The organism is Vibrio sp. VPAP30, assembly GCF_001188205.1.
Lineage (GTDB): Bacteria > Pseudomonadota > Gammaproteobacteria > Enterobacterales > Vibrionaceae > Vibrio > Vibrio bivalvicida.
In genome coordinates, this window is the sequence record NZ_LBLS01000036.1 from 223,757 (window position 1) to 247,624 (window position 23,868).

General features: G+C 44.4%; 20 protein-coding genes. 15 read left to right on the forward strand and 5 right to left on the reverse strand.

Annotation, left to right across the window (positions count from 1 at the left end):
- Positions 1-28 precede the first annotated feature (28 nt).
- The 3 genes from glmM (at position 29) to rimI (ending at position 2,358) form a co-directional block, all read left to right on the forward strand.
- Positions 29-1,369, forward strand: coding sequence for a phosphoglucosamine mutase (gene glmM / locus ZX61_RS16420; RefSeq protein WP_049845677.1), 1,341 nt, complete (start codon positions 29-31; stop codon positions 1,367-1,369).
- Between the two features lie 127 nt (positions 1,370-1,496).
- Positions 1,497-1,898, forward strand: a complete 402-nt coding sequence (locus ZX61_RS16425; protein ID WP_049845678.1) for a DNA polymerase III subunit psi — start codon at positions 1,497-1,499, stop codon at positions 1,896-1,898.
- Positions 1,899-1,908: 10 nt separating this feature from the next.
- Positions 1,909-2,358, forward strand: coding sequence for a ribosomal protein S18-alanine N-acetyltransferase (gene rimI / locus ZX61_RS16430; RefSeq protein WP_049845679.1), 450 nt, complete (start codon positions 1,909-1,911; stop codon positions 2,356-2,358).
- Positions 2,359-2,362: 4 nt separating this feature from the next.
- Here the strand turns inward: rimI and ZX61_RS16435 are convergent, their stop codons facing one another.
- Positions 2,363-4,414, reverse strand: coding sequence for a putative bifunctional diguanylate cyclase/phosphodiesterase (locus tag ZX61_RS16435; RefSeq protein ID WP_049845680.1), 2,052 nt, complete (start codon positions 4,412-4,414; stop codon positions 2,363-2,365).
- A gap of 213 nt (positions 4,415-4,627) precedes the next feature.
- Between ZX61_RS16435 and prfC the strand changes: the two genes are divergently transcribed.
- Complete coding sequence (gene prfC / locus ZX61_RS16440; RefSeq protein ID WP_049845681.1) at positions 4,628-6,217, forward strand: peptide chain release factor 3; 1,590 nt, start codon at positions 4,628-4,630, stop codon at positions 6,215-6,217.
- Positions 6,218-6,579: 362 nt separating this feature from the next.
- Here the strand turns inward: prfC and srmB are convergent, their stop codons facing one another.
- A complete protein-coding gene (gene srmB, locus ZX61_RS16445; RefSeq protein WP_049845682.1) occupies positions 6,580-7,818 on the reverse strand; it encodes an ATP-dependent RNA helicase SrmB in 1,239 nt (412 codons plus the stop codon).
- 90 nt (positions 7,819-7,908) lie between these two features.
- Positions 7,909-8,616: a tRNA1(Val) (adenine(37)-N6)-methyltransferase gene (locus ZX61_RS16450; RefSeq protein ID WP_049845683.1), complete on the reverse strand. Its 708-nt coding sequence runs from the start codon at positions 8,614-8,616 to the stop codon at positions 7,909-7,911.
- A gap of 318 nt (positions 8,617-8,934) precedes the next feature.
- On the opposite strand from ZX61_RS16450, the gene brnQ reads away from it, so the two are divergent.
- From brnQ to ZX61_RS16475, 5 genes are all read left to right on the forward strand, one after another.
- The gene (gene brnQ / locus ZX61_RS16455) at positions 8,935-10,248 is read left to right on the forward strand and encodes a branched-chain amino acid transport system II carrier protein (RefSeq protein ID WP_049845684.1); all 1,314 of its coding nucleotides are present in this window, start codon (positions 8,935-8,937) and stop codon (positions 10,246-10,248) included.
- A gap of 161 nt (positions 10,249-10,409) precedes the next feature.
- Positions 10,410-11,508, forward strand: a protein-coding gene (gene prfB, locus ZX61_RS16460) for a peptide chain release factor 2 (RefSeq protein WP_150115018.1) whose coding sequence is annotated in 2 segments (ribosomal slippage) — positions 10,410-10,484 and positions 10,486-11,508 — 1,098 coding nt in all. Because the reading frame shifts where the segments join, the coding sequence is not laid out codon by codon here.
- 51 nt (positions 11,509-11,559) lie between these two features.
- On the forward strand, positions 11,560-13,092 hold the full coding sequence (gene lysS / locus ZX61_RS16465; protein ID WP_049845686.1) for a lysine--tRNA ligase: 1,533 nt from the start codon (positions 11,560-11,562) through the stop codon (positions 13,090-13,092).
- A 319-nt stretch (positions 13,093-13,411) separates the two neighbouring features.
- Positions 13,412-14,746 carry a cyclic-di-GMP-binding transcriptional regulator VpsR gene (vpsR, locus tag ZX61_RS16470; protein WP_049845687.1) on the forward strand — a complete coding sequence of 445 codons (1,335 nt, stop codon included), beginning with the start codon at positions 13,412-13,414 and terminating at the stop codon, positions 14,744-14,746.
- A gap of 498 nt (positions 14,747-15,244) precedes the next feature.
- Entirely contained in the window at positions 15,245-15,496 is a 252-nt protein-coding gene (locus tag ZX61_RS16475) for a hypothetical protein (protein ID WP_049845688.1), read from the forward strand.
- Between the two features lie 47 nt (positions 15,497-15,543).
- On the opposite strand, the gene ZX61_RS16480 is transcribed toward ZX61_RS16475, so the two are convergent.
- A complete protein-coding gene (locus tag ZX61_RS16480) occupies positions 15,544-16,578 on the reverse strand; it encodes an NADP(H)-dependent aldo-keto reductase (protein ID WP_049845689.1) in 1,035 nt (344 codons plus the stop codon).
- A gap of 128 nt (positions 16,579-16,706) precedes the next feature.
- Between ZX61_RS16480 and ZX61_RS16485 the strand changes: the two genes are divergently transcribed.
- Positions 16,707-17,018 (forward strand): DUF6482 family protein, encoded by a 312-nt coding sequence (locus ZX61_RS16485; protein ID WP_049845690.1) that lies wholly within the window; start codon positions 16,707-16,709, stop codon positions 17,016-17,018.
- On the opposite strand, the gene mutH is transcribed toward ZX61_RS16485, so the two are convergent.
- Complete coding sequence (gene mutH / locus ZX61_RS16490; RefSeq protein WP_049845691.1) at positions 17,015-17,680, reverse strand: DNA mismatch repair endonuclease MutH; 666 nt, start codon at positions 17,678-17,680, stop codon at positions 17,015-17,017. The genes ZX61_RS16485 and mutH overlap by 4 nt on opposite strands.
- A gap of 621 nt (positions 17,681-18,301) precedes the next feature.
- Here mutH and rppH point away from each other — a divergent pair.
- From rppH to ZX61_RS16515, 5 genes are read left to right on the forward strand one after another with little or no spacing between them, the layout of a single operon-like run.
- Positions 18,302-18,820 carry an RNA pyrophosphohydrolase gene (rppH, locus tag ZX61_RS16495; protein ID WP_049845692.1) on the forward strand — a complete coding sequence of 173 codons (519 nt, stop codon included), beginning with the start codon at positions 18,302-18,304 and terminating at the stop codon, positions 18,818-18,820.
- 2 nt (positions 18,821-18,822) lie between these two features.
- Complete coding sequence (gene ptsP / locus ZX61_RS16500; RefSeq protein ID WP_049845693.1) at positions 18,823-21,069, forward strand: phosphoenolpyruvate--protein phosphotransferase; 2,247 nt, start codon at positions 18,823-18,825, stop codon at positions 21,067-21,069.
- 35 nt (positions 21,070-21,104) lie between these two features.
- Positions 21,105-21,869 carry a sulfite exporter TauE/SafE family protein gene (locus ZX61_RS16505; protein ID WP_371717951.1) on the forward strand — a complete coding sequence of 255 codons (765 nt, stop codon included), beginning with the start codon at positions 21,105-21,107 and terminating at the stop codon, positions 21,867-21,869.
- A 57-nt stretch (positions 21,870-21,926) separates the two neighbouring features.
- Positions 21,927-22,748 carry a prolipoprotein diacylglyceryl transferase gene (lgt, locus tag ZX61_RS16510; RefSeq protein WP_049845695.1) on the forward strand — a complete coding sequence of 274 codons (822 nt, stop codon included), beginning with the start codon at positions 21,927-21,929 and terminating at the stop codon, positions 22,746-22,748.
- Positions 22,749-22,757: 9 nt separating this feature from the next.
- Entirely contained in the window at positions 22,758-23,609 is an 852-nt protein-coding gene (locus ZX61_RS16515; RefSeq protein WP_049845696.1) for a thymidylate synthase, read from the forward strand.
- Positions 23,610-23,868: the final 259 nt, after the last annotated feature.

The window sequence follows — 23,868 nt, forward strand, 5'->3', positions numbered from 1 at the left end:
CAAAATAGAAAGATAAAAAGGAACAACCATGTCTGATAAGAGACGTTATTTTGGTACGGATGGTGTACGTGGCAAAGTGGGCCAATACCCAATTACTCCAGATTTTGTGCTTAAGCTAGGCTGGGCTGCAGGTCGCGTATTGGCGAAGCAAGGCACAAAGAAGGTGATCATCGGTAAGGACACACGCATTTCAGGTTATATGCTGGAGTCGGCGCTTGAAGCAGGCTTAGCCGCTGCTGGCCTTAAAGCCACTTTTACGGGGCCAATGCCAACACCAGCGGTTGCGTACTTAACGCAAACTTTCCGTGCTGAGGCGGGGATAGTGATTTCAGCATCACACAACCCATACTATGACAACGGTATTAAATTCTTTTCTTCAGAAGGAACCAAACTACCTGACGATATTGAGTTAGCAATAGAAGCTGAGCTAGATAAAGATATCGAGTGTGTCGAGTCTTCATTGCTGGGTAAAGCAAGCCGTCTTGACGATGCCGCAGGTCGTTATATTGAGTTTTGTAAAAGTACCTTCCCTTCAGAGTTAAGCTTAGCGGGCAAGAAAATCGTTGTCGATTGTGCTCATGGTGCCACCTACCATATCGCTCCAGCGGTATTTAGTGAACTTGGCGCTAAAGTGATTGCGATGGGGATAGAGCCAAATGGCACCAACATTAATGCTGAAGTCGGTGCGACAGATGTGCGTGCACTACAAAAGCGCGTGGTTGAAGAAGGGGCTGAGCTAGGTTTAGCCTTTGATGGTGACGGTGACCGCATCATCATGGTTGACCACTTAGGCAACAAAGTTGATGGTGACCAAATCGCTTATATCATCGCTCGTGATGCGCTGCGTCGCGGTGAGCTAAGAGGTGGTGTGGTTGGTACGTTGATGACTAACCTAGGTATGGAAAATGGATTGAAACAGCTAGGTATTCCATTTGTCCGTGCCGCGGTAGGTGATCGCTACGTAATGGAGCAATTACTTGAGAAAGGTTGGAAAATCGGTGCAGAAAACTCAGGTCACGTTATCTTACTTGATAAAGTGACTACAGGTGATGCTATCGTTGCTGCTCTTCAGGTGCTTGCTTCAGTGGTGGGTAGCGAAATGTCGCTACATGAACTTTCGCAAGGAATGACGCTGTACCCACAAGTTCTGGAGAATGTACGTTTTTCTGGCGACTCTAATCCACTAGAAGCTGATGCCGTAAAAGCGTCGGTAGTTGAAGTGGAAGCTGAGTTAGGTGACAAAGGCCGCGTATTGCTGCGCAAATCGGGGACCGAGCCACTGATTCGCGTGATGGTTGAAGGTGAAGATGCTGAGCTTGTTCAGTCTTCTGCACTTAAGATTGCCGAAGCGGTGAAGTCGAGCTTTTAAACCGTTACCTTAAATAAGACTCATAAGCGCTACCTTTGAGTAGCGCTTTTTTAGTGCTGAACAAAGCCTAATTCCATTTAGCGATTTTGTGATACGATTAGCGCGGTTAAACGAGTAGTGATAAGACATGGCGCAACTAGAGCAACAATATCTACATGAAATGGAAATCCAGTGCTATAAACTGGCACACCCTGAAAGGTTATTGGGTTACCAATCACCTCTACTCGTATTACCTGAAAACTGTAAATTGTTGCTTGTTTCACCTCAGCTTCCCCAAGATAAAACGGCTGAGATGTTTGAGCGTGTGCTAAATAGCATCAAGTTGCCTCTCGAACACGCTTTGCATATCTACCCTGAACAATTGAGCCAACTAGATAGTCATCATATTGAGTGGGTTTGGTTTGCAGGATGCCAGCAAGATTCTGAGATTGAAGCTAAAACCTTAGTTAGCCCATTATTGACCCAAGTTGATGGTAATAATGAGCAACGTCGAGCGCTGTGGCAACAGATTTGTTCCTACCAAAAATGAGCGATAATTCATGACCCAAACCACGATTTTACCGCTATCATCTGAGCATCTTGACCAAGCATGGATGATTGAGCGCATTGCTCATTCTCACCCTTGGTCTGAAACCATGATTCGAGATATCAATAGCCGAGGTGCATGCCACCATGTTTTAGTCGTGGACGACGTTGTTGTTGGCTACTTCTACGCCCAGAATATCGTTGGTGAAGTCACTTTACTGAATATTGCAGTCAATCCCAGCGAGCAGGGTAAAGGTTACGGTAAACAGCTTATGGATGCGTTCTTGGATATTTGTCAGCAAAACCAAGCGGAAAGTGCTTGGTTAGAGGTGCGAGAAAGCAATATTGGCGCCTTTGGTCTGTATGAATCTATGGGGTTTAATGAGGTTGACCGTCGCATCAACTACTACCCGACTACGTCAGGTAAAGAAGATGCGATTATCATGAGTTATATCTTTTTCTAGATAGTTACTTCTGCACCGCTTTTACCACAGATGGACTATCTACTGGGTAGAAGTTCTTTTCAAATCGTTCATTAAGCTCTGATGCAGGTAGCGGTTTATCAAACAAGTAGCCTTGGAATTGTACACAGCCAAGCTGTTTGAGGGCATTAAGCTCATTGACATCTTCTACCCCTTCCGCAATCACTTCTAAATTTAGTCTTTGCGCTGTCATAATAATCGTATCGACGATAGCTTGATCGCTTTCATCCAGATGCAATTGAGTGACGAAAGAGCGATCAATTTTCAAAACATCAACCGATAAGTGTTTCAAGTAACGTAAAGATGAGTAACCTGTACCAAAGTCATCAATCGATGTTTTTAGGTTGTGCGCTTTTAGCTCTGCCATTTTTTGAATCGCAGCTTCAACGTTTTCAAGTAGTAAATTCTCGGTAATCTCTAGCTCTATATGTTCGCCGTCAATTCCTGCTTGTGCTAATGAGTCAACGATGTGTTCAACAAATGAGGGCTGAGAGAATTGAAGCGGGCTGATATTTATCGCCAGTCGACGGAAGGTCTCAGGGAGTATTCCTTGCTTTTTCCAGTTAGAGAATTGGTAACAAGCTTGTTCAATGATCCAATTACCAATCTGGAGAATTTGTCCAGTTTCCTCTGCAATAGGCATAAATACACCAGGAGGAAGTAGCCCTTTTTGTGGGTGGTTCCAACGGATCAGGGCTTCGACGCCAATGATATAATGGTTGTCATCAACCTGAGGCTGATAATAAAGCTCTAGTTGACCTTTGTTGAGTGCTTCATGAAGACCTTTTTCGATTTCGAGGAAAGACTCCACCTGTGCCTGCATTTCTGGTTCATAGAACATGTATTTGTTTCTGCCAGCCGTTTTAGCACGGTAAAGGGCAGTGTCTGCTTGTCGTAGCACATCGATATTGGTACTACCCACGGATGGAAATACCGCAATACCGACACTCACGGTGCAGTATAGCTGGTGGTCATCAATAGAATATGGGTTCGAAATAAGGGCGAGTAACTGCTGAGCAAACTCATGGGCCTTATCAGCACTTGTATTGGGTAACAGTAAGGCAAACTCGTCACCACCGATTCGGGCAGCAGTAAAATCTTCGTTCAACCATGCTTCGATACGCTTTGAGATTGCTTTAATTAAGTTATCACCAATAGTATGACCAAGGGAGTCATTGATGGTCTTAAATCTATCCAAATCCAAATAGAATAATGCACCCGCTTGATTGGTTCGGCTTGACTCGCTAATTGAATCTTTGAGCATTTGCAGTAACAAACTACGGTTTGCCAGCCCGGTAAGAGAATCATAGTAGGCAAGCTGATTTAGCTGAGCCGTAGCGGACTCTCTTTCAACCCAAAGGGTATGGAAGGTTTTAGCCAATTGTCCAAGCTCATCGTCTCGATATTGCGTTGGAGGTGGTATATCTGTCTTAGCATTTTGCAGTGAACGAACCCAGTCAATCAAAGTGATCAGAGGTTTCGACAGTTTTTGATAGAAGAACATCAATAGTATTGATGTCAGAAGAATATTTCGAAATAGATCAAACAGCAGGATCCGGCTTGTTTTGGCGATAAAGTCTTTGGCAATGTTGGCGCCGTTGACTGAAAAACTTAGTGTTCCCACTACAACATGAGAGTTGGGTTGGTGTAAATCTGTCGTATAAATGGGTGTAGCGGGTGTTAGGTAACTGGAAAGTGCTTCAATGAAGTCACCTTGCAATGAAACTGATCGCTCTTTTTCAGTCAACGTGTCACCAAAGTCATCGACAAGTTGCACTTTGTACACCGCGTTGTCCATCATTAGGCTTGAGGCGACTTGCTCAGCCAACAGTTGATTGAGGTGATAGGCAGCTTGGCTAGCATTGGAATAGTTCTGTAACAGCTTGAACTGGTAATGTTCTTCTATGCGCTTTTGCTCCTGATGGAGATCCACCAAAATATGATAGAAGCTAAAGCAGATCCCTAGTATCACAGAGACTAAGAATACTGTTTTCGCTTGACGAAAAGCTAATGAGTTAATTTTCTTGCTTTTAGGCATAGTTCAGATCGGTTCCCTCTACTCCTTTAGTTATAGCCCATAATCATTGATATTTTAATAGGCAGGGAAATTGACGTTGAATTTGATCCATTTTCATCGTTGAAGTTGCCCCACAGTCCATTATAAGCGAAAATACCGCGCAAAATTGAATCGACCATTTACGCTAGGGTATTTCTTGCCTGCTCTAGCGCTTAGACAGAAGAAGAACCTTTCATGTCAAATACTCCATTTCTAAGCGAAGTGTCTAAACGTAGAACATTCGCTATCATCTCGCACCCTGATGCGGGTAAAACCACAATTACAGAAAAAGTACTACTGTTCGGACGCGCAATCCAAACGGCAGGTACTGTTAAAGGTCGCGGCTCAGCTCAACATGCTAAGTCTGACTGGATGGAGATGGAGAAAGAGCGTGGCATCTCGGTAACAACCTCTGTTATGCAATTTCCATTCAATGATTGCTTGGTTAACCTTCTCGATACCCCAGGACACGAAGATTTCTCGGAAGATACTTATCGTACACTAACTGCTGTTGACTCATGTTTGATGGTAATCGACGCGGCTAAAGGTGTCGAGGATCGTACTCGCAAACTGATGGAAGTAACACGTTTACGCGATACACCAATCGTAACTTTCATGAACAAGTTAGACCGTGATGTCCGTGACCCAATGGAAGTGCTGGACGAAGTTGAGAGCGAGCTAGGTATGATGTGTGCTCCAATCTCTTGGCCAATCGGTTGTGGTAAAGAATTTAAAGGGGTTTATCACATTCATCGTGATGAAACGATTCTTTATGAATCTGGCCATGGGCATGAGATTCAAGAAGTACGCACGATCAAAGGGCTTGATAATCCAGAGTTAGATGAAGCGGTGGGAGCAGACCTTGCTGAAAGTGTCCGTGAGGAACTTGAGTTAGTCATGGGAGCTTGTCCTGAATTTGATCTTGAGCTGTTCCTGCAAGGCGAACTAACGCCAGTATATTTTGGTACTGCACTGGGTAACTTTGGTGTTGATCACATGTTAGAGGGTCTTACTAAATGGGCTCCAGCACCTCAAACGCGCGAAGCTAACGAGCGTTCAGTGGAAGCGACAGAAGAAAACTTCTCAGGGTTCGTATTTAAGATCCAAGCAAACATGGATCCTAAGCACCGTGACCGCATCGCTTTTATGCGTATTGTCTCTGGTACCTACAAGCAAGGTATGAAGATGAACCATGTTCGTCTTGGTAAGCAAATCAATATTTCTGATGCAGTAACCTTTATGGCGGGGGACCGTTCTCGAGCAGAGAATGCTTACGCAGGCGATATTATTGGTCTTCATAACCACGGTACAATCCAGATTGGTGACACCTTTACTCAAGGCGAAGCGTTGAAGTTCTCAGGCATTCCTAACTTTGCGCCAGAGCTATTCCGTCGTATTCGTCTAAGAGATCCGCTGAAGCAGAAACAGCTACTAAAAGGTCTAGTACAGCTGTCTGAAGAAGGTGCAGTACAGGTATTTCGCCCATTACAAAACAATGACTTAATAGTAGGTGCCGTCGGTGTGCTTCAGTTTGACGTAGTTGTTGCGCGCCTGAAAGCGGAATACAACGTAGAAGCGATTTACGAGAGCGTAAACGTAGCAACCGCACGTTGGGTGGAGTGTGAAGACGGTAAGAAACTGGATGAGTTCCAGCGTAAGAACCAAACTAACCTAGCACTAGATGGTGGCGACAACCTAACCTATATCGCGCCAACTATGGTGAACCTGAATCTGGCGAAAGAGCGTTTTCCAGATGTGGAGTTCCGCGCAACTCGCGAGCACTAATCTTCTGCGCCTTTGCTGCGATAGCGGCGTTGACTGCGTAAACTCACCTTAGTCACGTAGCGTACTACGCTCCCAAGGCTGAGTTTACTTGTCGCCTTGCTCTCACAGCAAACGCTTTGAAGAACTGTTTCCGAAATACCGCCTTATTAAGGCGGTATTTTTTTAGTCCGTCATTCCTAAGAACGACGGAGGAGTGAGTAAGGAATCTTTTAAAGCGAGTCGCTATCTTGATGAGATCCCCAACTTGTTTGTATCTCACTTTTGAGGATGACGTTGTTTTAGATGATTTATGTACTCTGTTCGGAAAAAGAAAGGGTTGGTGCTTTCACACCAACCCTTTGAAGTTTTATCGAATCAAGACGTTACTTTTTCTTCTTAGCGACTTTCTTCTTACCTTTAGCGGCAGTTTTCTTCTTGTCGTCTTTCTTCTTGTTCTTTTTCTTAAACACAGGCTTTTTGTGTTTAGGGCGCATCTCTTTGATAAAGCGCTCTTTGATCTCTTCTTTTACATAGCGGGCAACACGGTCTAGCATTGGTTGATCGTGTGCTTCTACTAACGAGATCGCGTTACCTTTTTTACCCGCGCGAGCAGTACGACCAATACGGTGTAGATAAACGTCGGCACTGCGTGGCATATCGTAGTTAATCACGTGGCTTACATCCGGTAGATCTATACCACGCGCAGCAACATCGGTTGCAAGTAGTACATTTACGCTGCCATCACGAAAACGAGCAATCGCGTTGTTACGGCGATCCTGAGGCATTTCACCTTGAATCCAGGCACAAGGGATTTGCGCTTTTTCTAACTCAACACGTAGCTCTGAGAGGCGCTCGCGAGTTTTTAAGAACACGATAGAGCGTTCAGCTTGATCGGTAATGATCTTTTTCAGTAGTTCAAGCTTGTGCGTCATATCGTCTGCTCGGTGGTACCACTGAGCGATCTTCTTGCGTTCACGACGTGAAGGTTCTGCATCGATCTCTGCTGGTTCTTTGAGTAGATCCTCGGTAAAGCCTTCCACCCCTTTACCTTCAAGCGTTGCTGAGAACAACAAGGTTTGTTTACGCCAGCGACACTCGGAAGAAAGGCGGTCAACGGTTGGCCCAAAGCCCATATCAAGCATGCGATCGGCTTCGTCTAAGATCAGCCATTCGATCGCACGGCAATCAAAGCGTTCCGCTTCGATGTATTCCATTAAGCGTCCCGGAGTGGCTACAACGATATCTTGAGTAGTGGCTAAGATGTCTGCGTGCTCTTGATACTGAACGCCACCGGTAATGGTGAAGATATTCAGATTGGTATGTTTCGCTAGAGTACGTGCTTGATCCGCTACTTGCATCGCCAGCTCACGCGTCGGCGTTAAGATCAACACACGTGCAGGCCCTGGCTTACGACGTGGGAAGTCTTGCAAGAATTGCAGTGCAGGCAACACAAATGCGGCTGTTTTACCTGTCCCTGTGGGAGCTGAGGCTAAGATGTCTCGACCGTCCAAAGCTTGTGGAATGGCTTCAGCTTGAATTTGTGTTGGGCGGTCGTAACCCATTTCTTCGATTGCGAGGAGTAGGTTAGGGTCTAACTCTAATTCAGCAAAGTTTCTGATCACTATGATGTCTCCACAAGCCAGTTGGTGTGAACAATAAATTTAAGGGGACGTATTATAGAGTGTTCGGTGACAAGGATCACACCTTATTTTTTACATCTTAAGATAAAAGTCTTTGGTCAATTCAATAAAGGTATCACTATAACCTTGATCGGTGTGAATGGTCAGTGATTCCCTAACTGTAGCGGTTGGAAACTTTGTTAATTCGATCAATAGCCTAGAGACTTCTTTACGCTCGGTTGCTTTGATTTGACATAAGCGACTGACGTGCCAGTCTTGCGTTTTAGCGAGTTGTACAAATTGCTCGCCTTCTAGCTTAGGTAGCACAAAGCTTGCCTTTCCCTTGTTAGTGAGCAGTTGCTTACAACGTAAAAGAAGCGCTTTGTGGGTTAAGGTACCAGTATGTCTTGCGGTTGCTCGTGTTGCGTTACGGGCTTGCTCACCACTGTTAAAGTAAGGTGGGTTGCAAATGATCCGATCAAACTGCCGTGTAAATTTATATTGGAGTATGTCGCCTTGATGCAGCGCTAATCTTTTCTGCCAAGATGAGCGAGAGAAGTTAACTTGAGCGGCTTCGATGGCATGAACATCAATATCAATCGCTTCGATGATGAGTGAAGAATGACGTTGGGCACACATCAAACTTAATAGACCAGTACCTGTTCCGATATCGAGCAAATGCGCTGACTTACTAAGCTCTACCCAAGCACCAAGAAGGACTCCGTCGGTACTAACGGGCATACCTGAATACCCACCATAAATAGTGAATTGTTTGAAGTCAAAGTCTTTGGTCTTATTCATGATTTTTTATGTTTATCGGAGTTTTGTTTGTTTTTAAGTTAATTGATCTGTTGTTAATTGATTGTTTGGATTTTTGTGCTATTTGTGTCACTTGTGTATGAGAATTTTACTAGTTTATTAAACTGGGATTTTATCAAATGCTAGTGATGCATGCTGACTTTTTGCCTGAATTATAAATTTTTATGGTGTTTTTAGCCTCAAGCTTGCGAGCTGATGAGGATTTCGTCATTATGCGCGCCTTAATTTTATAGAGTGAGCGCCAGTTCGACTTACTCAGCAGACACAACATCTATTTAAATTATAACTAAAGGGTCGACAGTGAATCAGACTTTAAAACTAACAGATATTATTGCGGTAGGCTTTATGCTTTTCGCATTCTTTTTGGGTGCAGGCAACATTATTTTCCCACCTCTAGCAGGTCAATTAGCTGGAGAGAATTTAATCCCTGCAATGACAGGTTTCCTTTTAACTGCGGTAGGTCTACCTCTTATTACTATCGTTGCTATTGCAGTTGCTGGTGGTTCTTGGGATCACCTAACTAAAGATCTGCCAAAGCGTGCAGCGATGATCATAGCGGTGCTAATCTTTATCATCATTGGTCCTGCATTTGCGGCTCCGCGCACAGGTCTTGTTGCTTACGAAATGGCGGTTAAACCATTTTTCATTGATGCTGCGCAATCGCATCTAACAATTTTCTCAATCTTGTTCTTTGCTATTGCGATGTTCTTCGCATGGTCTCAGGGAAAACTGATTGATGTGATCGGTAAAGTACTGACTCCAGTTCTTTTCTTAGGTTTAATTGTTCTTGCTGCTGCAGTGTTTATCGACCCACAAGGCAACATGATTGCCGCGCAAGGTGAATACTTAACGCATCCATTGCAGAAAGGCTTCCTTGAAGGCTACAACACCATGGATACTTTTGCCTCACTGATGTTTGGCGGGCTTATCGTTGATGCACTGCGCAAAAAAGGTATTGCAGATCAAAAGGCGACGGCAAAGTACCTGATTAGCGCTGCATGTGTTGCTGCAGTAGGTTTAGCATTTGTCTACGTATCACTGTTCTACCTAGGTGCAACCAGTGCGGCCGTGGCTGCAGGTGCCGACAACGGTGGCGCGATTCTTAGCATGTACGTTCAGTCTTTGTTCGGTCCTTATGGTCAAGTTGTGTTGTCAGTCATTGTACTGCTTGCATGTTTAACAACGGCTATCGGTATTATCTCTGCGTGTTCTGATTACTTCAGTTCGATAACGCCAGTTTCCTATAAAGTTTGGGTGGTCATTATCGGTGTCGCCTGTGCGACAGTCGCAAACGTCGGTCTATCTCAGCTTATTTCTTTGTCGGTACCAGTGCTATTTGCGCTATACCCTGTTGCGATTGCTTTAGTGGCATTGACATTTGTACGCAAAAAACTACCAAACCCGCAAACGGCTTATCGCGTGGTTATTCTGGTGTCATTGCTATTTGCACTGATTGATGCAGCGAAAGTAGCGGGTGTGGACGTATCGGCACTGAGCATGCTGCCACTATTTGATGTTGGCATGGGGTGGTTGCTGCCAACGACGGTAGCGATTGTTTGCATGTTCTTTATTGGTAAATCTACCTCTCACGCCATGGCTGAAGAAGCTGCATAATAAAGCAACTTTTTTGAATCAAAGATCCCCTGTCGCGTAAGGCGTGGCAGGGGATTTTTCTATTCAAGCATTTTTATTCTTCAGTAAAAAATTCCTGTATCTTCATCACATTTTTAAGTAGAATTCTTCGGTTAAATTCTACTCATAAATGCTGAGCAAACATGTTTGAAATCAATCCTATTAAAAACCGCCTAAAGGACGTGTCTGAGCGCACGAATGTCCTGAGGGGGTACCTTTGACTATGACGCCAAGCAAGAGCGTCTAGAAGAAGTTAACGCAGAACTCGAACAGCCGGATGTATGGAATGAACCTGAGCGCGCGCAAGCACTGGGTAAAGAACGTTCTTCACTAGAAGCGGTTGTAGAAACGATCGATCAACTTGAGCAAGGTGTTGAAGATGTTGAAGGTCTTTTAGAGCTTGCGGTTGAAGAAGAAGATCAAGAAACCTTCGATGAAATTGAACCAGAACTAGCAGAGCTTGAAGCTAAGTTAGAAAAGCTTGAGTTCCGTCGTATGTTCTCTGGTGATCACGATTCTTCTGATTGCTATATTGATTTGCAGTCAGGCTCAGGTGGCACAGAGGCGCAAGACTGGACATCAATGATGCTACGTATGTACCTACGTTGGGCTGAAGCGAAAGGCTTTAAGACTGAGGTTATCGAAGTATCTGAAGGTGAAGTTGCTGGCCTTAAGGGGGCAACGGTGAAGATTTCTGGCGAATACGCTTATGGTTGGCTTCGTACAGAAACAGGTGTTCACCGACTAGTTCGTAAGTCTCCATTTGATTCAAGTGGTCGTCGTCATACTTCTTTTGCTTCTGCGTTTATCTACCCAGAGATTGATGACAACATTCAGATCGATATTAACCCTTCAGATCTTCGAATCGATGTTTACCGCGCATCTGGCGCAGGTGGTCAGCACGTAAACACCACTGAATCTGCGGTACGTATTACCCACGTACCTACTAATACTGTGGTTCAGTGTCAGAATGACCGTTCTCAGCATAAGAACAAAGACCAAGCGATGAAGCAGCTTCGAGCGAAACTTTTTGAGCTAGAGATTCAAAAGCAAAACGCTGAGAAGCAAGCGAATGAAGATGCGAAATCTGACATCGGTTGGGGTAGCCAGATCCGTTCTTATGTGCTGGATGATTCTCGAATCAAAGATTTACGTACTGGCGTTGAAAACCGCAATACTCAAGCGGTTCTTGACGGCGATCTAGACAAATTTATCGAAGCTAGCCTGAAATCAGGTCTTTAAGCTTTTCACCGAAAAAACTATTTTCATAAAGATAGACAGGATACATCGAAAATGACTGATGCTGTTCAAAACGAAAACGTACAAGAAGCCTCTTTACCTGAAGAGAACAAGCTGATTGCTGAGCGTCGTAGCAAACTGGATCATATCCGCCAAAGCTGCAAAGCAAACGGCCACCCAAACGACTTCCGTCGTGACGCACTAGCGGGCGACCTTCAAAAAGAGTTCGGTGAAAAGACTAAGGAAGAGCTGGAAGAACTAAACCATGTAGTCGCGATCGCGGGTCGTGTTATGGCTAAGCGTGGCCCATTCCTAGCGATTCAAGAAACATCAGGCCGTATCCAAGCGTATGCAGCGAAAGATGTTCAAAAAGTACTAAAAGAGAAGTACCAAGGCTTAGATATCGGTGACATCATCGGAGTTAAAGGCGCACTACACAAGTCAGGTAAAGGCGATCTTTACGTGAATATGGAAGAGTTTGAACTGTTAACCAAAGCACTTCGTCCTCTACCAGAGAAGTTCCATGGTCTGACAGACCAAGAGATGCGTTACCGTCAACGTTACGTTGACCTGATCGTGAACCAAGATTCTCGCGAAGCTTTCATCATTCGTTCTAAGCTCGTTTCTTCTATCCGTAACTTTATGAGCGCAAAAGGTTACCTAGAAGTAGAAACGCCAATGATGCACGTGATTCCGGGTGGTGCAACGGCTCGCCCATTTATCACTCATCACAATGCACTTGATATCGACATGTACCTACGTGTTGCGCCAGAGCTTTACTTGAAGCGTCTAGTGGTTGGTGGTTTTGATCGTGTATTTGAGATCAACCGTAACTTCCGTAACGAAGGTCTTTCTCCACGTCACAATCCAGAATTCACTATGATGGAATTCTATCAAGCGTACTCTGACTACAAAGATCTAATGGATCTGACTGAAGAGATGTTAAGCACAGCGGCTATGGACGTTCTTGGTTCTACTTCTATGCCTTACGGTGACGAAACGGTAGAGTTCGGTGGTAAGTACGCGCGTATGAGCATGTTCGATGCGATTAAGCACTACAACCCTGAGCACGCTGAGATTCAAGCACTAACAGAAGCAGACCTACAAGACCGTGAGAAGATGGTAGCAATCGCGAAATCTGTACACGTTGAAGTAGAAACGTTCTGGACATGTGGTCAGCTTCTTGAAGAGATCTTTGGTGAAACGGCTGAGCCTCAGCTAATTCAACCAACGTTCATCACAGGCTACCCAGCGGATATCTCTCCTCTAGCTCGTCGTAGTGATGACAACCCGTTCTTCACAGACCGTTTTGAGTTCTTCATCGGTGGCCGTGAAGTCGCGAATGGCTTCTCTGAGCTTAACGATGCACAGGACCAAGATGAGCGTTTCAAAGCGCAAGTTAACGCGAAAGACGCTGGTGATGATGAAGCAATGTACTACGATGCAGACTACATCACAGCACTAGAGCACGGCCTACCGCCAACAGCGGGTCAAGGTATCGGTATCGACCGTCTAGCAATGCTATTTACCAATACGCACACAATCCGTGATGTGATCTTATTTCCGGCAATGCGTCCTCAAGCTTAAATTTGAGCAACAATAAGACAGTAAAAGTCACCTTCGGGTGACTTTTTTGCTTTATGCAATCTACAACTTTAGTTGGCTTGTATAACCGCAATGAATTTGTAACAGCGTGTTGATGGCCTTTTACTAAGCTTTTGAGTTCGTTAAGAAAGAATTTTTTTTACGAGTTGCCTCTCACAACGTATGGAAAAAGCATCATTCCCTAGCTAGTCTTATATTTGAGACAGATTATCTCTTCAAGTCTCTATAATGTAACGACATATATTTTTATGTGTGTTTAAGCGCACAGCATTTACATTATCAATAAAAAGGAACTAGCTTCATGGGTAGTCAATTCCGGATGGATTCCGTTCCAGGTTCATTGGTTGTTGTGGGGGGGACCTATGAGCCTTGGCTGTCAGTTTTAGAGCAAGTAGGTTGGAGATGTACTCAGTGCGGTGATTTGCGTAAAGCCGATGCATTGTTTACTGAAACAGGTCCTTGTATCGGTATTGTTGACCTCAGTCATGATGAGTTTAGCCTCAATGGTATTGCTAATTTGGTGAGTAAGCATAAACAGGTGCGTTGGTTAGCATTCATTCGTGAATCTCAATTAAGCTCAGATACGATTTGCCAATTTATCGTTAACTTTTGTATCGACTTTTTTACCGCTCCAATTCCAGATGCCCAGCTTCTAAGCACTATTGGTCACCAGTTGGGCATGCTTAAACTAGAGAAGAAAGTCTGGCCACATTATGGCAATCAGAGTGACATGGGGCTAATTGGTGATTCCATTCCAGTTAAGCGCTTACGAGATCAGATTAAGCGTATTGGACCAACCGATGTCAGTATTTTGATATATGGTGAAAGCGGTACAGGTAAGGAAACCGTTGCCCGAGCGGTACATCGTACCTCTGCGCGAGTAAACAAAGAGTTTATTTCGGTCAACTGTCGTGCAATGTCGGAGCGTCGTATTGAAAGCGATCTGTTTGGTATCAACCGCGAAGACACCAGTGCGCCCTCTATCTTAGAGAAAGCTGATGGTGGCACCATATTGCTCAATGACATTCTGACTTTACCTAAATCGCAACAGTTTAATCTGCTGCGTTTTCTCCAAGAAGGTATGGTCGATACTGCGTCTGGACGCAAAGAAGTGGATGTGCGTGTGTTAGCCGCAAACTCGGCTGATATTGAAAAAGCCTTGATTGATGGCGACTTCAATGAAGAACTGTATCACTACATCAACGTACTGCGTATTAACGTCCCAAGTCTGAAGGAGCGTGCTGGTGATATCACTATCCTTGCGCGTCACTTCTTACAGGAGTACTCAAAAGAGTACAACGCTCAAGCGCGCAGTTTTACTGAAGAAGCAGCAAGAGCACTTACTAGGTATCACTGGCCTGGCAACGTCCGAGAATTAATGAACCAGATAAAACGCATTGTTCTGATGTCAGATACAGTCATGCTTGATGAGCTACATTTAGATTTGCCTAAACGCAGTGATAGCCGTCGTAGTTTAAAGAGTATCCGTGAGCGAAGTGAGAAAGATGCCCTATTACTTGTGTTGGAGTCTCATGCAGGTCAGGTGTCTATGGCTGCCAAAGAATTAGGTGTATCTCGTGCAACTATGTATCGATTGTTAAACAAACACAACTTGATCTCTGATATTCCTGTATAGCTGACTGATTTGTAAATAAAAAGCCGCACTATAATTGGTGCGGTTTTTATTTATATAACCGACACGATCTATCGATTGATATATATTCCTTGGTTGAATATCTTATATGAAAAAGCTTGTAAGGTGTGTTTTTAGGTTAAAAAATTGTTTTGTAATTTTGGCGAATAAAGTGGTTGAAATATCACCGTGCATGCATAGAATTTAACCATGAGCTAAGGCTCGAACCCATCAAACCATTTTGGATTAATACATTAGTTAGGAGGCGCACAATGAAACATTTCACCGTTAAATCATTTATCTGTGCGTCTAACGATCAAGCCGTCTCTGCGATGGATGCTACAAAAAACAATGCCTTTGTAGCTGATCGAAACCTAGATAAAACAATGTAATTAATCCGTATCCTTTTTTAATTGGCTGCGGAAAAGCAGCGAATTAAAACACTCTCGATCTATCGATTCGTTGATCTTTTCCCAGCTTAAACTCAACTGGAGAAAACTCATGAGTCATTCTGTATATCTAAAACTAGCCACTCTTTTGGTAAAAGCGGATCTTCGCCGAGAAGAACGTCAATGGAAACGTAAACTGCGCCGCAGTGCCTTTGATATTCCATGGAATAACGAACATCTATTGCGTGACATTGGTCTTGAACAAGATGGTCGTCCAGTCGGCTTTTCAGAGCCTGATAGTGTCAAAGCCGAACGTCGCATTCGTCATCTTCGCCGTGTGTTAAGTGCGCGAATACCAACGTAACAAAAGGGGCAGGCGCTTCACCTGCCCCGCTATTCTGCAACGACAGATTATGGACAAGGGTTGGAGTAAGTCGTACCAATGTCTTGAATCCCTTGAAGCAATTCCTCTGTTAGTACGACATCTAAACTATCAATATTTGATTTAAGCTGTTCTAAGTTCGTCGCTCCAATTATGTTGGATGCGACAAACGGCCGTTGGTTAACAAAAGCCAACGCCATTTGCGCTGGATCTAAACCGTGCTTTCTCGCGAGATCGACATACGCTTGAGTGGCTTGTTTTCCTTGCGGGGTAAAATAGCGAATAAAGCGTTCGAATAGAGAGCATCTAGCCCCTTCAGGACGCGCTCCATTGAGGTACTTACCACTTAAGCAGCCAAACGCGAGTGGAGAATAAGCAAGGAGCTGAACCCCTTCATAATGGCTAATCTCAGATAAACCAACTTCAAAACTACGATTGAGTAGGTTGTACGGGTTTTGAATCGATACAATTCGTGGTAGCTCGTGCTTTTCAGCTAAACGAAGCAAAGTCATAACACCCCAGGGAGTTTCATTAGAAACGCCGATATAACGTACCTTACCCGCTTTAATCAGCTCTGCGAGCGCTTCGAGAGTTTCTATTAAGGTGACTTCTTCCTGATCGTCTGGGTAGGGATAGTTGAGTTGGCCAAAACAGTTGGTTTGTCTTTGCGGCCAATGCAGTTGGTAAAGATCAACGTAGTCTGTCTGTAGGCGTTTCAAGCTTTCATCAATGGCAAGATGGATATTTCTTCTATCTAAGCACGTATTGTCGCGGATATGCGGAATGTTTCGTGGTCCTGCGACTTTGGTTGCTATGACGACCTTTTCACGATTCGCTGATTTTGCTAACCAGTTTCCAATGTACTGTTCAGTCAATCCTTGCGTGTTGGCTTTAGGCGGTACAGGGTACATTTCCGCAGTATCAATAAAGTTTACACCTCGCTCAAGTGCGTAATCCAGTTGACTAAAGGCATCTTGCTCAGTGTTTTGTTCACCAAATGTCATGGTGCCAAGACAGATCTTACTCACTTCCAGAGTGGAGTGGGGTAACTTGTTGTATTGCATCGATCTTCCTTGTCGTTACGGGCATGAGATCCCACTATAGGGGATTTGACTACGATTAGAAAAGAGCGTGTGGTAACAAATTCGCAAATTTTGCAAAGTTGGCTAATACTGATTTATGGAGGTGAACTATGCAAAAAAGTCAGTTAGATAAGTGGATTCATGGTCATCATAAAGATAGCTACCAGCCGCCAAAGGTGTTTGTCATCGGTTGCTCAGATCTGTCACAGTATCTTTTAGCTGTCGAGTATAAGCACAAATTAGAGCCAGTTAAAATCGATGATGAACCGGTACACTTTGAGTCGCTAGAGCGAGTAAAAGAAGAGCTACTGCGGTTAGGAGTAGAGCGGGCTTACTTGCGTTTACACAATGCTTACGATGAGTGCGGAGCTGGTGATGGCCCACTATATCATGATGTGGAGATGTCACTTACTACGCACTAAACATAGTAATCTTGCAAAATACGCGCTGTGAATTGAGTCCTTAGATAGAACCCTCTTGGCAGCGTTTTTATTGGCTTGCCACTTGCCCCATAGGCTTCAGTTAACACACGGCTATTTGCCGCTTTGGGGCGCAGTTGCAATACTTCACCATGGCGAGCGTTGATCTGTTCAACACGGCCCAATACGATGAGTTCCATTAACTCTTCCCAATCGGCTTTTAACTGCTGCTCTTCTTCTTGGCTAGGAGACCAGATCAAAGGCGAACCAACGCATCTTTCTGCCAATGGAATCTCTCTTTCTCCTTCGACCGGAATCCACAATACCCGTGAAAGCTTATTGCGCACATGGCTGGTTTCCCATGTCAGTCCATGTACACCGATCAAAGGAGCAACACAGACAAAGGTGGTCTCTAGAGGTTTACCAGAGTAGCCAATAGGGATGGTTTTTAGCTCTATACCTAGTCTTTCGAAGTCTTGAGTCGGTTTGCTGCCAGCGGTGGCGCCCAAGTGCCATTCCAACAATTGACCCACCCAGCCTTTGTCACGACGAAGGTCTGGTGGAACATCTATATCAGCTTCTGCGGCGAGTTCGGCAAAGTTGACACCTGCGATGCTTTTAGCGCGATCCAGCAGTTCTTGTTCGGAGGATGGTTCTGGCTTCATTGTGGTTTCGTGCGATTGGACAGTGTACTCATTGTAACCTAATGGAAGAAAAATTCGACTGTAGAGAGATTGATCATTGTGAGTGAAAGATCGTCACTTTTATGGTTATCCACAGCTTGGTTGTGAAAATTTGCAATCTAACACTGTTATGTATGAATAAACAGGGGTTTGGTGGTGAGAAAATACTTGAAATTTTAATCATATACCTAGCTTTGACTTAAGTGGTGTGGATAAAATCAACTATGGTTGATCTTTGACCGATCTGTGTGAGGGAGGGGCAGAAAGAGCTATTGTATAAAGTTGCTTAGTTCATGTGTTTATTAAGTTATTGTTTTTGAAGCATCTGCTCTTATCTAGTTTGATCCTTTTAGGCGACCAATTTTGTCGTTGCTTAGCTATTGATCACTTTCACATTGATTTTTCACATAGTTATACACAGAAAAGGTGAATAAATGTGGGCTATGTCTCACTGCGGTGTGAGTAACCTTTGTTTCGGTTAAAAGTTATCCATTGGTGGGTGGGAAAGCAATATTTTCTGCCCTAGTCACACTAGTAAGTTTGCTCCTACTGGGGATATGTGGAAAAATCACTGTAATTAAAGATTTTATTAGAGGTTGGCCAGTGATAGATGGCGATGGTTACCGCTTAAACGTGGGAATTGTAATCTGTAACAGCCATGGTCAGGTCTTCTGGGCTAAACGATACGGACAACACTCTTGGCAGTTTCCTCAAGGTGGAATTGATGAAGGTGAGACCCCTGAACAGGCAATGTATAGGGAGTTGTATGAAGAGGTTGGTCTTACAAAGAAAGAGGTTAAGATCGTTGCGACAAGTCGTCATTGGTTGAGGTACAAGCTACCAAAACGTCTTGTTCGTTGGGATTCAAAACCTGTTTGTATCGGACAGAAACAGAAGTGGTTTCTGCTACGACTCGATTGTGATGAATCACGAATTGATATGTTGCGTGGCAGTTCCCCTGAATTTGATGGCTGGCGTTGGGTAAGTTATTGGTATCCAGTCAGACAAGTGGTTTCTTTTAAACGCGATGTATATCGTCGTGCGATGAAAGAGTTTGCATCAATGGCAATGCCATTTAAACAACGTAAAGTAAAAGGCAAACGTAAGCACCGAAGAGGATAGACATGCTTTCTCAACTAAGGGAAATAGTTGAACAAGTATCTAAGGTAGAAGAAGTTCATCAAGCCTTAGATATTTTAGTTAAACAAACGTGCAGTGCGATGAGTACTGAATGTTGCACTGTCTATCTTGCTAACGAAGAAATGCAGCGTCTTGAGTTAATGGCTACTCAGGGGCTGCGTTTTAAAGGCGACAAAATTCATATCCAATTTAACGAGGGCTTAGTTGGTCTTGTTAAACGCAGCGCTGAACCGCTCAACTTAGCGGAAGCATCTAAACATCCTAACTTTAAGTACTTCTCTGAGCTTGGCGAAGAAGTCTACCAAAGCTTTCTTGGCACCCCGATTATTTACCGTAAGCAAGTACTTGGTGTTCTCGTTGTGCAACAAAAAGCACCACGTCAGTTCGATGAAATGGAAGAGTCTTTCTTAGTTACACTTGCCGCTCAGCTTGCTGTCATTATCGCTCATGCTCAAACTCAAGGTCATTGGCGACTAGAGAAAAAGCAGCAAGCGATCCGTGGTGTCCCAGCTTCGTCTGGCGTTGCAATTGGCGAATTTTGGTGGGATGACACTCAGCCTGAACTGAGCAATGTTTATCCCGCATCAACGTTAGATATTGAACGTGAGCAGGAGTGGTTGTTACTGGCGATAGAAGAAGCGTTGAATGATTTTCGCCGTATGCGTAAAAAACTCGATAGCGAGATAAACAAAGACGCTTTAGCAATATTTGACCTTTTTACCCATTTGCTTAACGATCCCATGCTACGTAAAGATCTTAAAGCGCAGATTCAAAAAGGCGATCGCGCCGACTGGGCGCTTAGACAAGTGGTTGAGAGTTATTCAAATCGTTTTGCTCGTATGTCTGATGTTTATTTGCGGGAGCGAGCACAAGACATTCGTGAGCTAGGCCAACGGTTACTGTTTTTTTTACATAATACTGACCAAGAGAAGCAACTCTTTGATAATCCGGTTATTCTGGTCGTTCGCGAGCTGACCGCAAGTTTACTAGCCTCAATTCCTAAAGAAAAAATTCTTGCCGTTGTCTCCTTAGAAGGAGCGGCAAATTCACATGCGGCAATTCTGTCTAGAGCATTAGGGATCCCTGCGGTGATGGGGGTTGCCCTGAATCTCAAGGCGCTGAATGGGAAGCGAGGAATTGTTGATGGCTATAGCGGTAAGATTTTGGTCTCGCCAAATCGGCAACTGCTACGTGAATATCGCTCACTTGCAAACGAAGAACGTGAATTGGCCAATATGGTCAATCAGCGCATTGAAGAGCCTGCGTTCACTAGAGATGGTCAACGTATTGAGGTAATGCTTAACGCAGGGTTGAGTGCCGATACTAATATTGCCATTAACCAAGGGGTTGATGGGGTTGGTCTGTATCGAACTGAAATTTCTTTTTTGCTTCAGCATCGATTCCCATCAGAGGAAGAACAAACCCAACAGTATCAGGCGGTGTTGAGTAGCTATCCCAATAAACGCGTGGTAATGAGGACTCTTGATATTGGTGGTGACAAAGCCTTGCCTTATCTCCCTATTGAAGAAGATAACCCATTCTTAGGATGGCGTGGTATTCGCTTTACCCTCGATCATCCTGACATCTTCTTAATGCAGATACGCGCGATGATGAAAGCGAGCTCAAAGCATCAGAATCTAAGTATTTTGTTACCTATGGTCTCTGGCGCCCAAGAGCTCGATGACGCGATTGAACTGATTACTCGCGCCTATGAAGAGGTGGCAGAGCTTGATGATCAGATTACGATGCCTCAGATCGGTGTCATGATCGAAGTTCCGTCAATGATCTATTTGCTGCCATTGATTGCCAGTAAAGTTGATTTTGTTTCTATCGGCACTAACGATTTAACCCAGTACCTGCTTGCGGTTGACCGAAATAATGCTCGAGTTGCAGATGTTTATGAGTCAATGCACCCATCGGTTATTATGGCTTTAAGTCATATTCATCGTACCTGCCAGCAGTTAAACCTGCCTGTATGTATCTGTGGTGAACTCGCTGGTGATCCAATTGGCGCGCTTTTAATGGTTGGCTTAGGCTACCGTAGCCTGAGTATGAACACTTCGAACGTGGCAAAAGTAAAGTACCTGCTGCGTCATACTGAAACGGAAGAATTACGTTCGCTTGCTGACAAAGCGCTGATGCAATCTTACGGCCGCGACATTTATGCTATGATGCAATCATTTTTTGAAAGCAAAGGCTTTGCTGGCTTTATTCGAGCAGGCAAAAAATAAGGATTATTGTGTCTATAGAATTACTTGTTTCTTTAATGCTGCTGGGTGCCTTTGTTGGAGTGATGGCAGGATTACTGGGTATTGGTGGTGGCTTAATCGTTGTACCTGCGCTGTTGTTTCTGTTACCTGCTGCTGGTATCGATGCCAATATCAGCATGCAGATTGCGCTAGCAACATCGCTGGCCACTATTATTGCTACCTCTGGTTCCTCCGCGTTTAATCATTTCAAGCTCGGCAACGTCGATATGTTTGTTGTTAAATGGTTAATGCCGGGCGTTGTGGTGGGAGGTTTCTTAGGTGCCAATGTTGCCGAGTGGATTCCCGCTCAATACCTACCAAAAGTCTTTGGTGTGATTGTGTTGTTACTTGCTATTCAAATGCTATTTTCTATCCGAGGTAAGTCACAAAAAAACATGCCTGGCAGTACCTCTACTATGGTTTATGGCACTGGGATTGGCATCGTTTCGAGCTTAGCAGGTATCGGTGGCGGCTCGTTGTCAGTGCCGTTTCTCAACAGCCATGGCATTGAAATGCGCAAAGCGGTAGGCTCTTCTTCGGTTTGTGGTTGTATGATTGCTATCTCTGGCATGGCGGGTTTTATCTTACATGGCTACAAAGTTGATGCTCTACCTGACTACAGCATTGGTTATGTTTATCTACCAGCCTTGGTGGCCATTGCCTCGACCTCTATGTTAACCACGCGTATTGGCGCGAGGTTGGCGACATCATTACCTACACCAACATTGAAAAAAATATTTGCAGTTTTTTTAATGTTTGTTGCCGGAACTATGTTGTTGTAGTGCACTCTCATCTATACAAATTAAAATTGTCAGAACTTCAAAAAGAGTAATCCTCCTATGTCTCAGGGATATCTAACTTTTCCAAATATTGATCCTGTACTTGTTTCCATTGGGCCGCTTTCTATCCGTTGGTATGGCCTAATGTATCTTGTAGGCTTTGCTTTCGCGCTATGGCTTGCGAATCGCCGTGCCGATCAGGCTGATAGTGGCTGGACGCGTGAACAGGTCTCAGACCTGCTTTTCGCCGGCTTTCTTGGTGTAGTAATTGGTGGCCGCGTTGGCTATGTGATCTTCTATAACTTCGATCTTTTCCTCCAAGATCCGCTTTACCTGTTTAAAGTGTGGACGGGGGGGATGTCATTCCATGGCGGCTTGTTGGGTGTTATCAGCGCAATGTTCTGGTATGCAAAAAAGAACGGTCGAACTTTCTTTGGTGTCGCTGATTTTATCGCTCCTCTTGTTCCTTTCGGTTTAGGGATGGGAAGATTAGGTAACTTTATGAACAGTGAGTTGTGGGGACGCGTAACTGATGTTCCATGGGCATTTGTCTTCCCTAATGGTGGGCCACTTCCTCGTCACCCATCTCAGTTGTATGAAATGCTTCTCGAAGGTATCGTTCTCTTCTTTATCTTGAACTGGTTTATTAAGAAGCCTCGTCCTCTTGGTGCGGTATCAGGGCTATTTTTAGCGGGTTATGGTACATTCCGTTTCCTAGTAGAATATGTACGTGAACCTGATGCACATCTAGGTCTATTTGGTGGGTTTATCTCAATGGGACAAATCCTATCCCTACCTATGGTGCTGATTGGTATCCTGATGATGGTTTGGGCGTATAAGCGCGGCCATTACAAAGATGAACTACCACAACAAACGAAGTAAGGAATTGGTGTGAAACAGTATTTAGATCTCTGTCAGCGTATCGTTGAGCAAGGTGAGTGGATTGAAAATGAGCGCACCGGCAAGCGTTGCCTAACGGTGATCAATGCAGATCTAACTTACGATGTCGCGAACAACCAGTTCCCTTTAGTGACGACACGTAAAAGCTTCTGGAAAGCCGCGGTTGCTGAGTTACTAGGCTACATTCGTGGTTACGACAATGCCGACGATTTTCGCAAGCTAGGAACCAAAACTTGGGATGCCAATGCAAACCTCAATGAAGCTTGGCTTAATAATCCTTACCGTAAGGGTGAAGATGATATGGGGCGCGTATACGGCGTTCAGGGGCGCGCATGGGCTAAGCCTGATGGCGGTCATATCGACCAGTTACGTAAGATAGTTGATGACTTAACGCGCGGCGTCGATGACCGGGGTGAAATCCTAAACTTCTACAACCCAGGTGAGTTCCACATGGGCTGCCTGCGTCCATGTATGTACAGTCACCATTTCTCTCTATTGGGTGACACTCTGTACCTAAACAGTACGCAGCGCTCTTGCGATGTTCCTCTAGGTCTTAACTTCAATATGGTTCAAGTATATGTGTTTCTTGCGATTATGGCTCAGATCACGGGTAAGAAAGCGGGGCAGGCATACCATAAGATTGTTAACGCGCATATCTACGAAGATCAACTAGAGCTAATGCGTGATGTTCAATTGAAGCGTGAGCCACTCCAGGCTCCGACCTTCCATATCAACCCTGAGATTAAGTCTTTAGAAGATTTGGAAACTTGGGTAACACTGGATGACTTTTGGGTTGAAGGGTATGAACACCACGATGCTATTAAGTACCCGTTTTCGGTATAGCGAATACGCTTGATTGTCTAAGCCGCCCAAGATAGGGCGGCTTTTTTATACGTGATAGAACGGACTGCGCCCTGTGGAACGCTGCGCTTTTGGAAAACGGGAACGGACTTCGTCCTGATTGAGGTGAACAACACCATATTGGGTCATTCCATAGAGTGACGAAGGAGCGAGTAGGGAATCTATCAAGGTTTTCAACTTGCTATAAGAGATCCCCAACTCTTTCGTTCCTCGTTCTTGAGGATGACGGTAATAAAAAAGC

Bases quoted from the DNA above. Each gene is read 5' to 3' on its own strand.
- rimI (WP_049845679.1), top strand. From the start codon at position 1,909: ATGACCCAAACCACGATTTTACCGCTATCATCTGAGCATCTTGACCAA.
- ZX61_RS16435 (WP_049845680.1), bottom strand. From the start codon at position 4,414: ATGCCTAAAAGCAAGAAAATTAACTCATTAGCTTTTCGTCAAGCGAAA.
- lgt (WP_049845695.1), top strand. From the start codon at position 21,927: ATGTCTCAGGGATATCTAACTTTTCCAAATATTGATCCTGTACTTGTT.
- vpsR (WP_049845687.1), top strand. From the start codon at position 13,412: ATGGGTAGTCAATTCCGGATGGATTCCGTTCCAGGTTCATTGGTTGTT.
- ZX61_RS16425 (WP_049845678.1), top strand. From the start codon at position 1,497: ATGGCGCAACTAGAGCAACAATATCTACATGAAATGGAAATCCAGTGC.
- lysS (WP_049845686.1), top strand. From the start codon at position 11,560: ATGACTGATGCTGTTCAAAACGAAAACGTACAAGAAGCCTCTTTACCT.
- mutH (WP_049845691.1), bottom strand. From the start codon at position 17,680: ATGAAGCCAGAACCATCCTCCGAACAAGAACTGCTGGATCGCGCTAAA.
- ZX61_RS16505 (WP_371717951.1), top strand. From the start codon at position 21,105: ATGCTGCTGGGTGCCTTTGTTGGAGTGATGGCAGGATTACTGGGTATT.
- ptsP (WP_049845693.1), top strand. From the start codon at position 18,823: ATGCTTTCTCAACTAAGGGAAATAGTTGAACAAGTATCTAAGGTAGAA.
- ZX61_RS16475 (WP_049845688.1), top strand. From the start codon at position 15,245: ATGAGTCATTCTGTATATCTAAAACTAGCCACTCTTTTGGTAAAAGCG.
- ZX61_RS16485 (WP_049845690.1), top strand. From the start codon at position 16,707: ATGCAAAAAAGTCAGTTAGATAAGTGGATTCATGGTCATCATAAAGAT.
- ZX61_RS16450 (WP_049845683.1), bottom strand. From the start codon at position 8,616: ATGAATAAGACCAAAGACTTTGACTTCAAACAATTCACTATTTATGGT.
- prfC (WP_049845681.1), top strand. From the start codon at position 4,628: ATGTCAAATACTCCATTTCTAAGCGAAGTGTCTAAACGTAGAACATTC.
- ZX61_RS16480 (WP_049845689.1), bottom strand. From the start codon at position 16,578: ATGCAATACAACAAGTTACCCCACTCCACTCTGGAAGTGAGTAAGATC.
- glmM (WP_049845677.1), top strand. From the start codon at position 29: ATGTCTGATAAGAGACGTTATTTTGGTACGGATGGTGTACGTGGCAAA.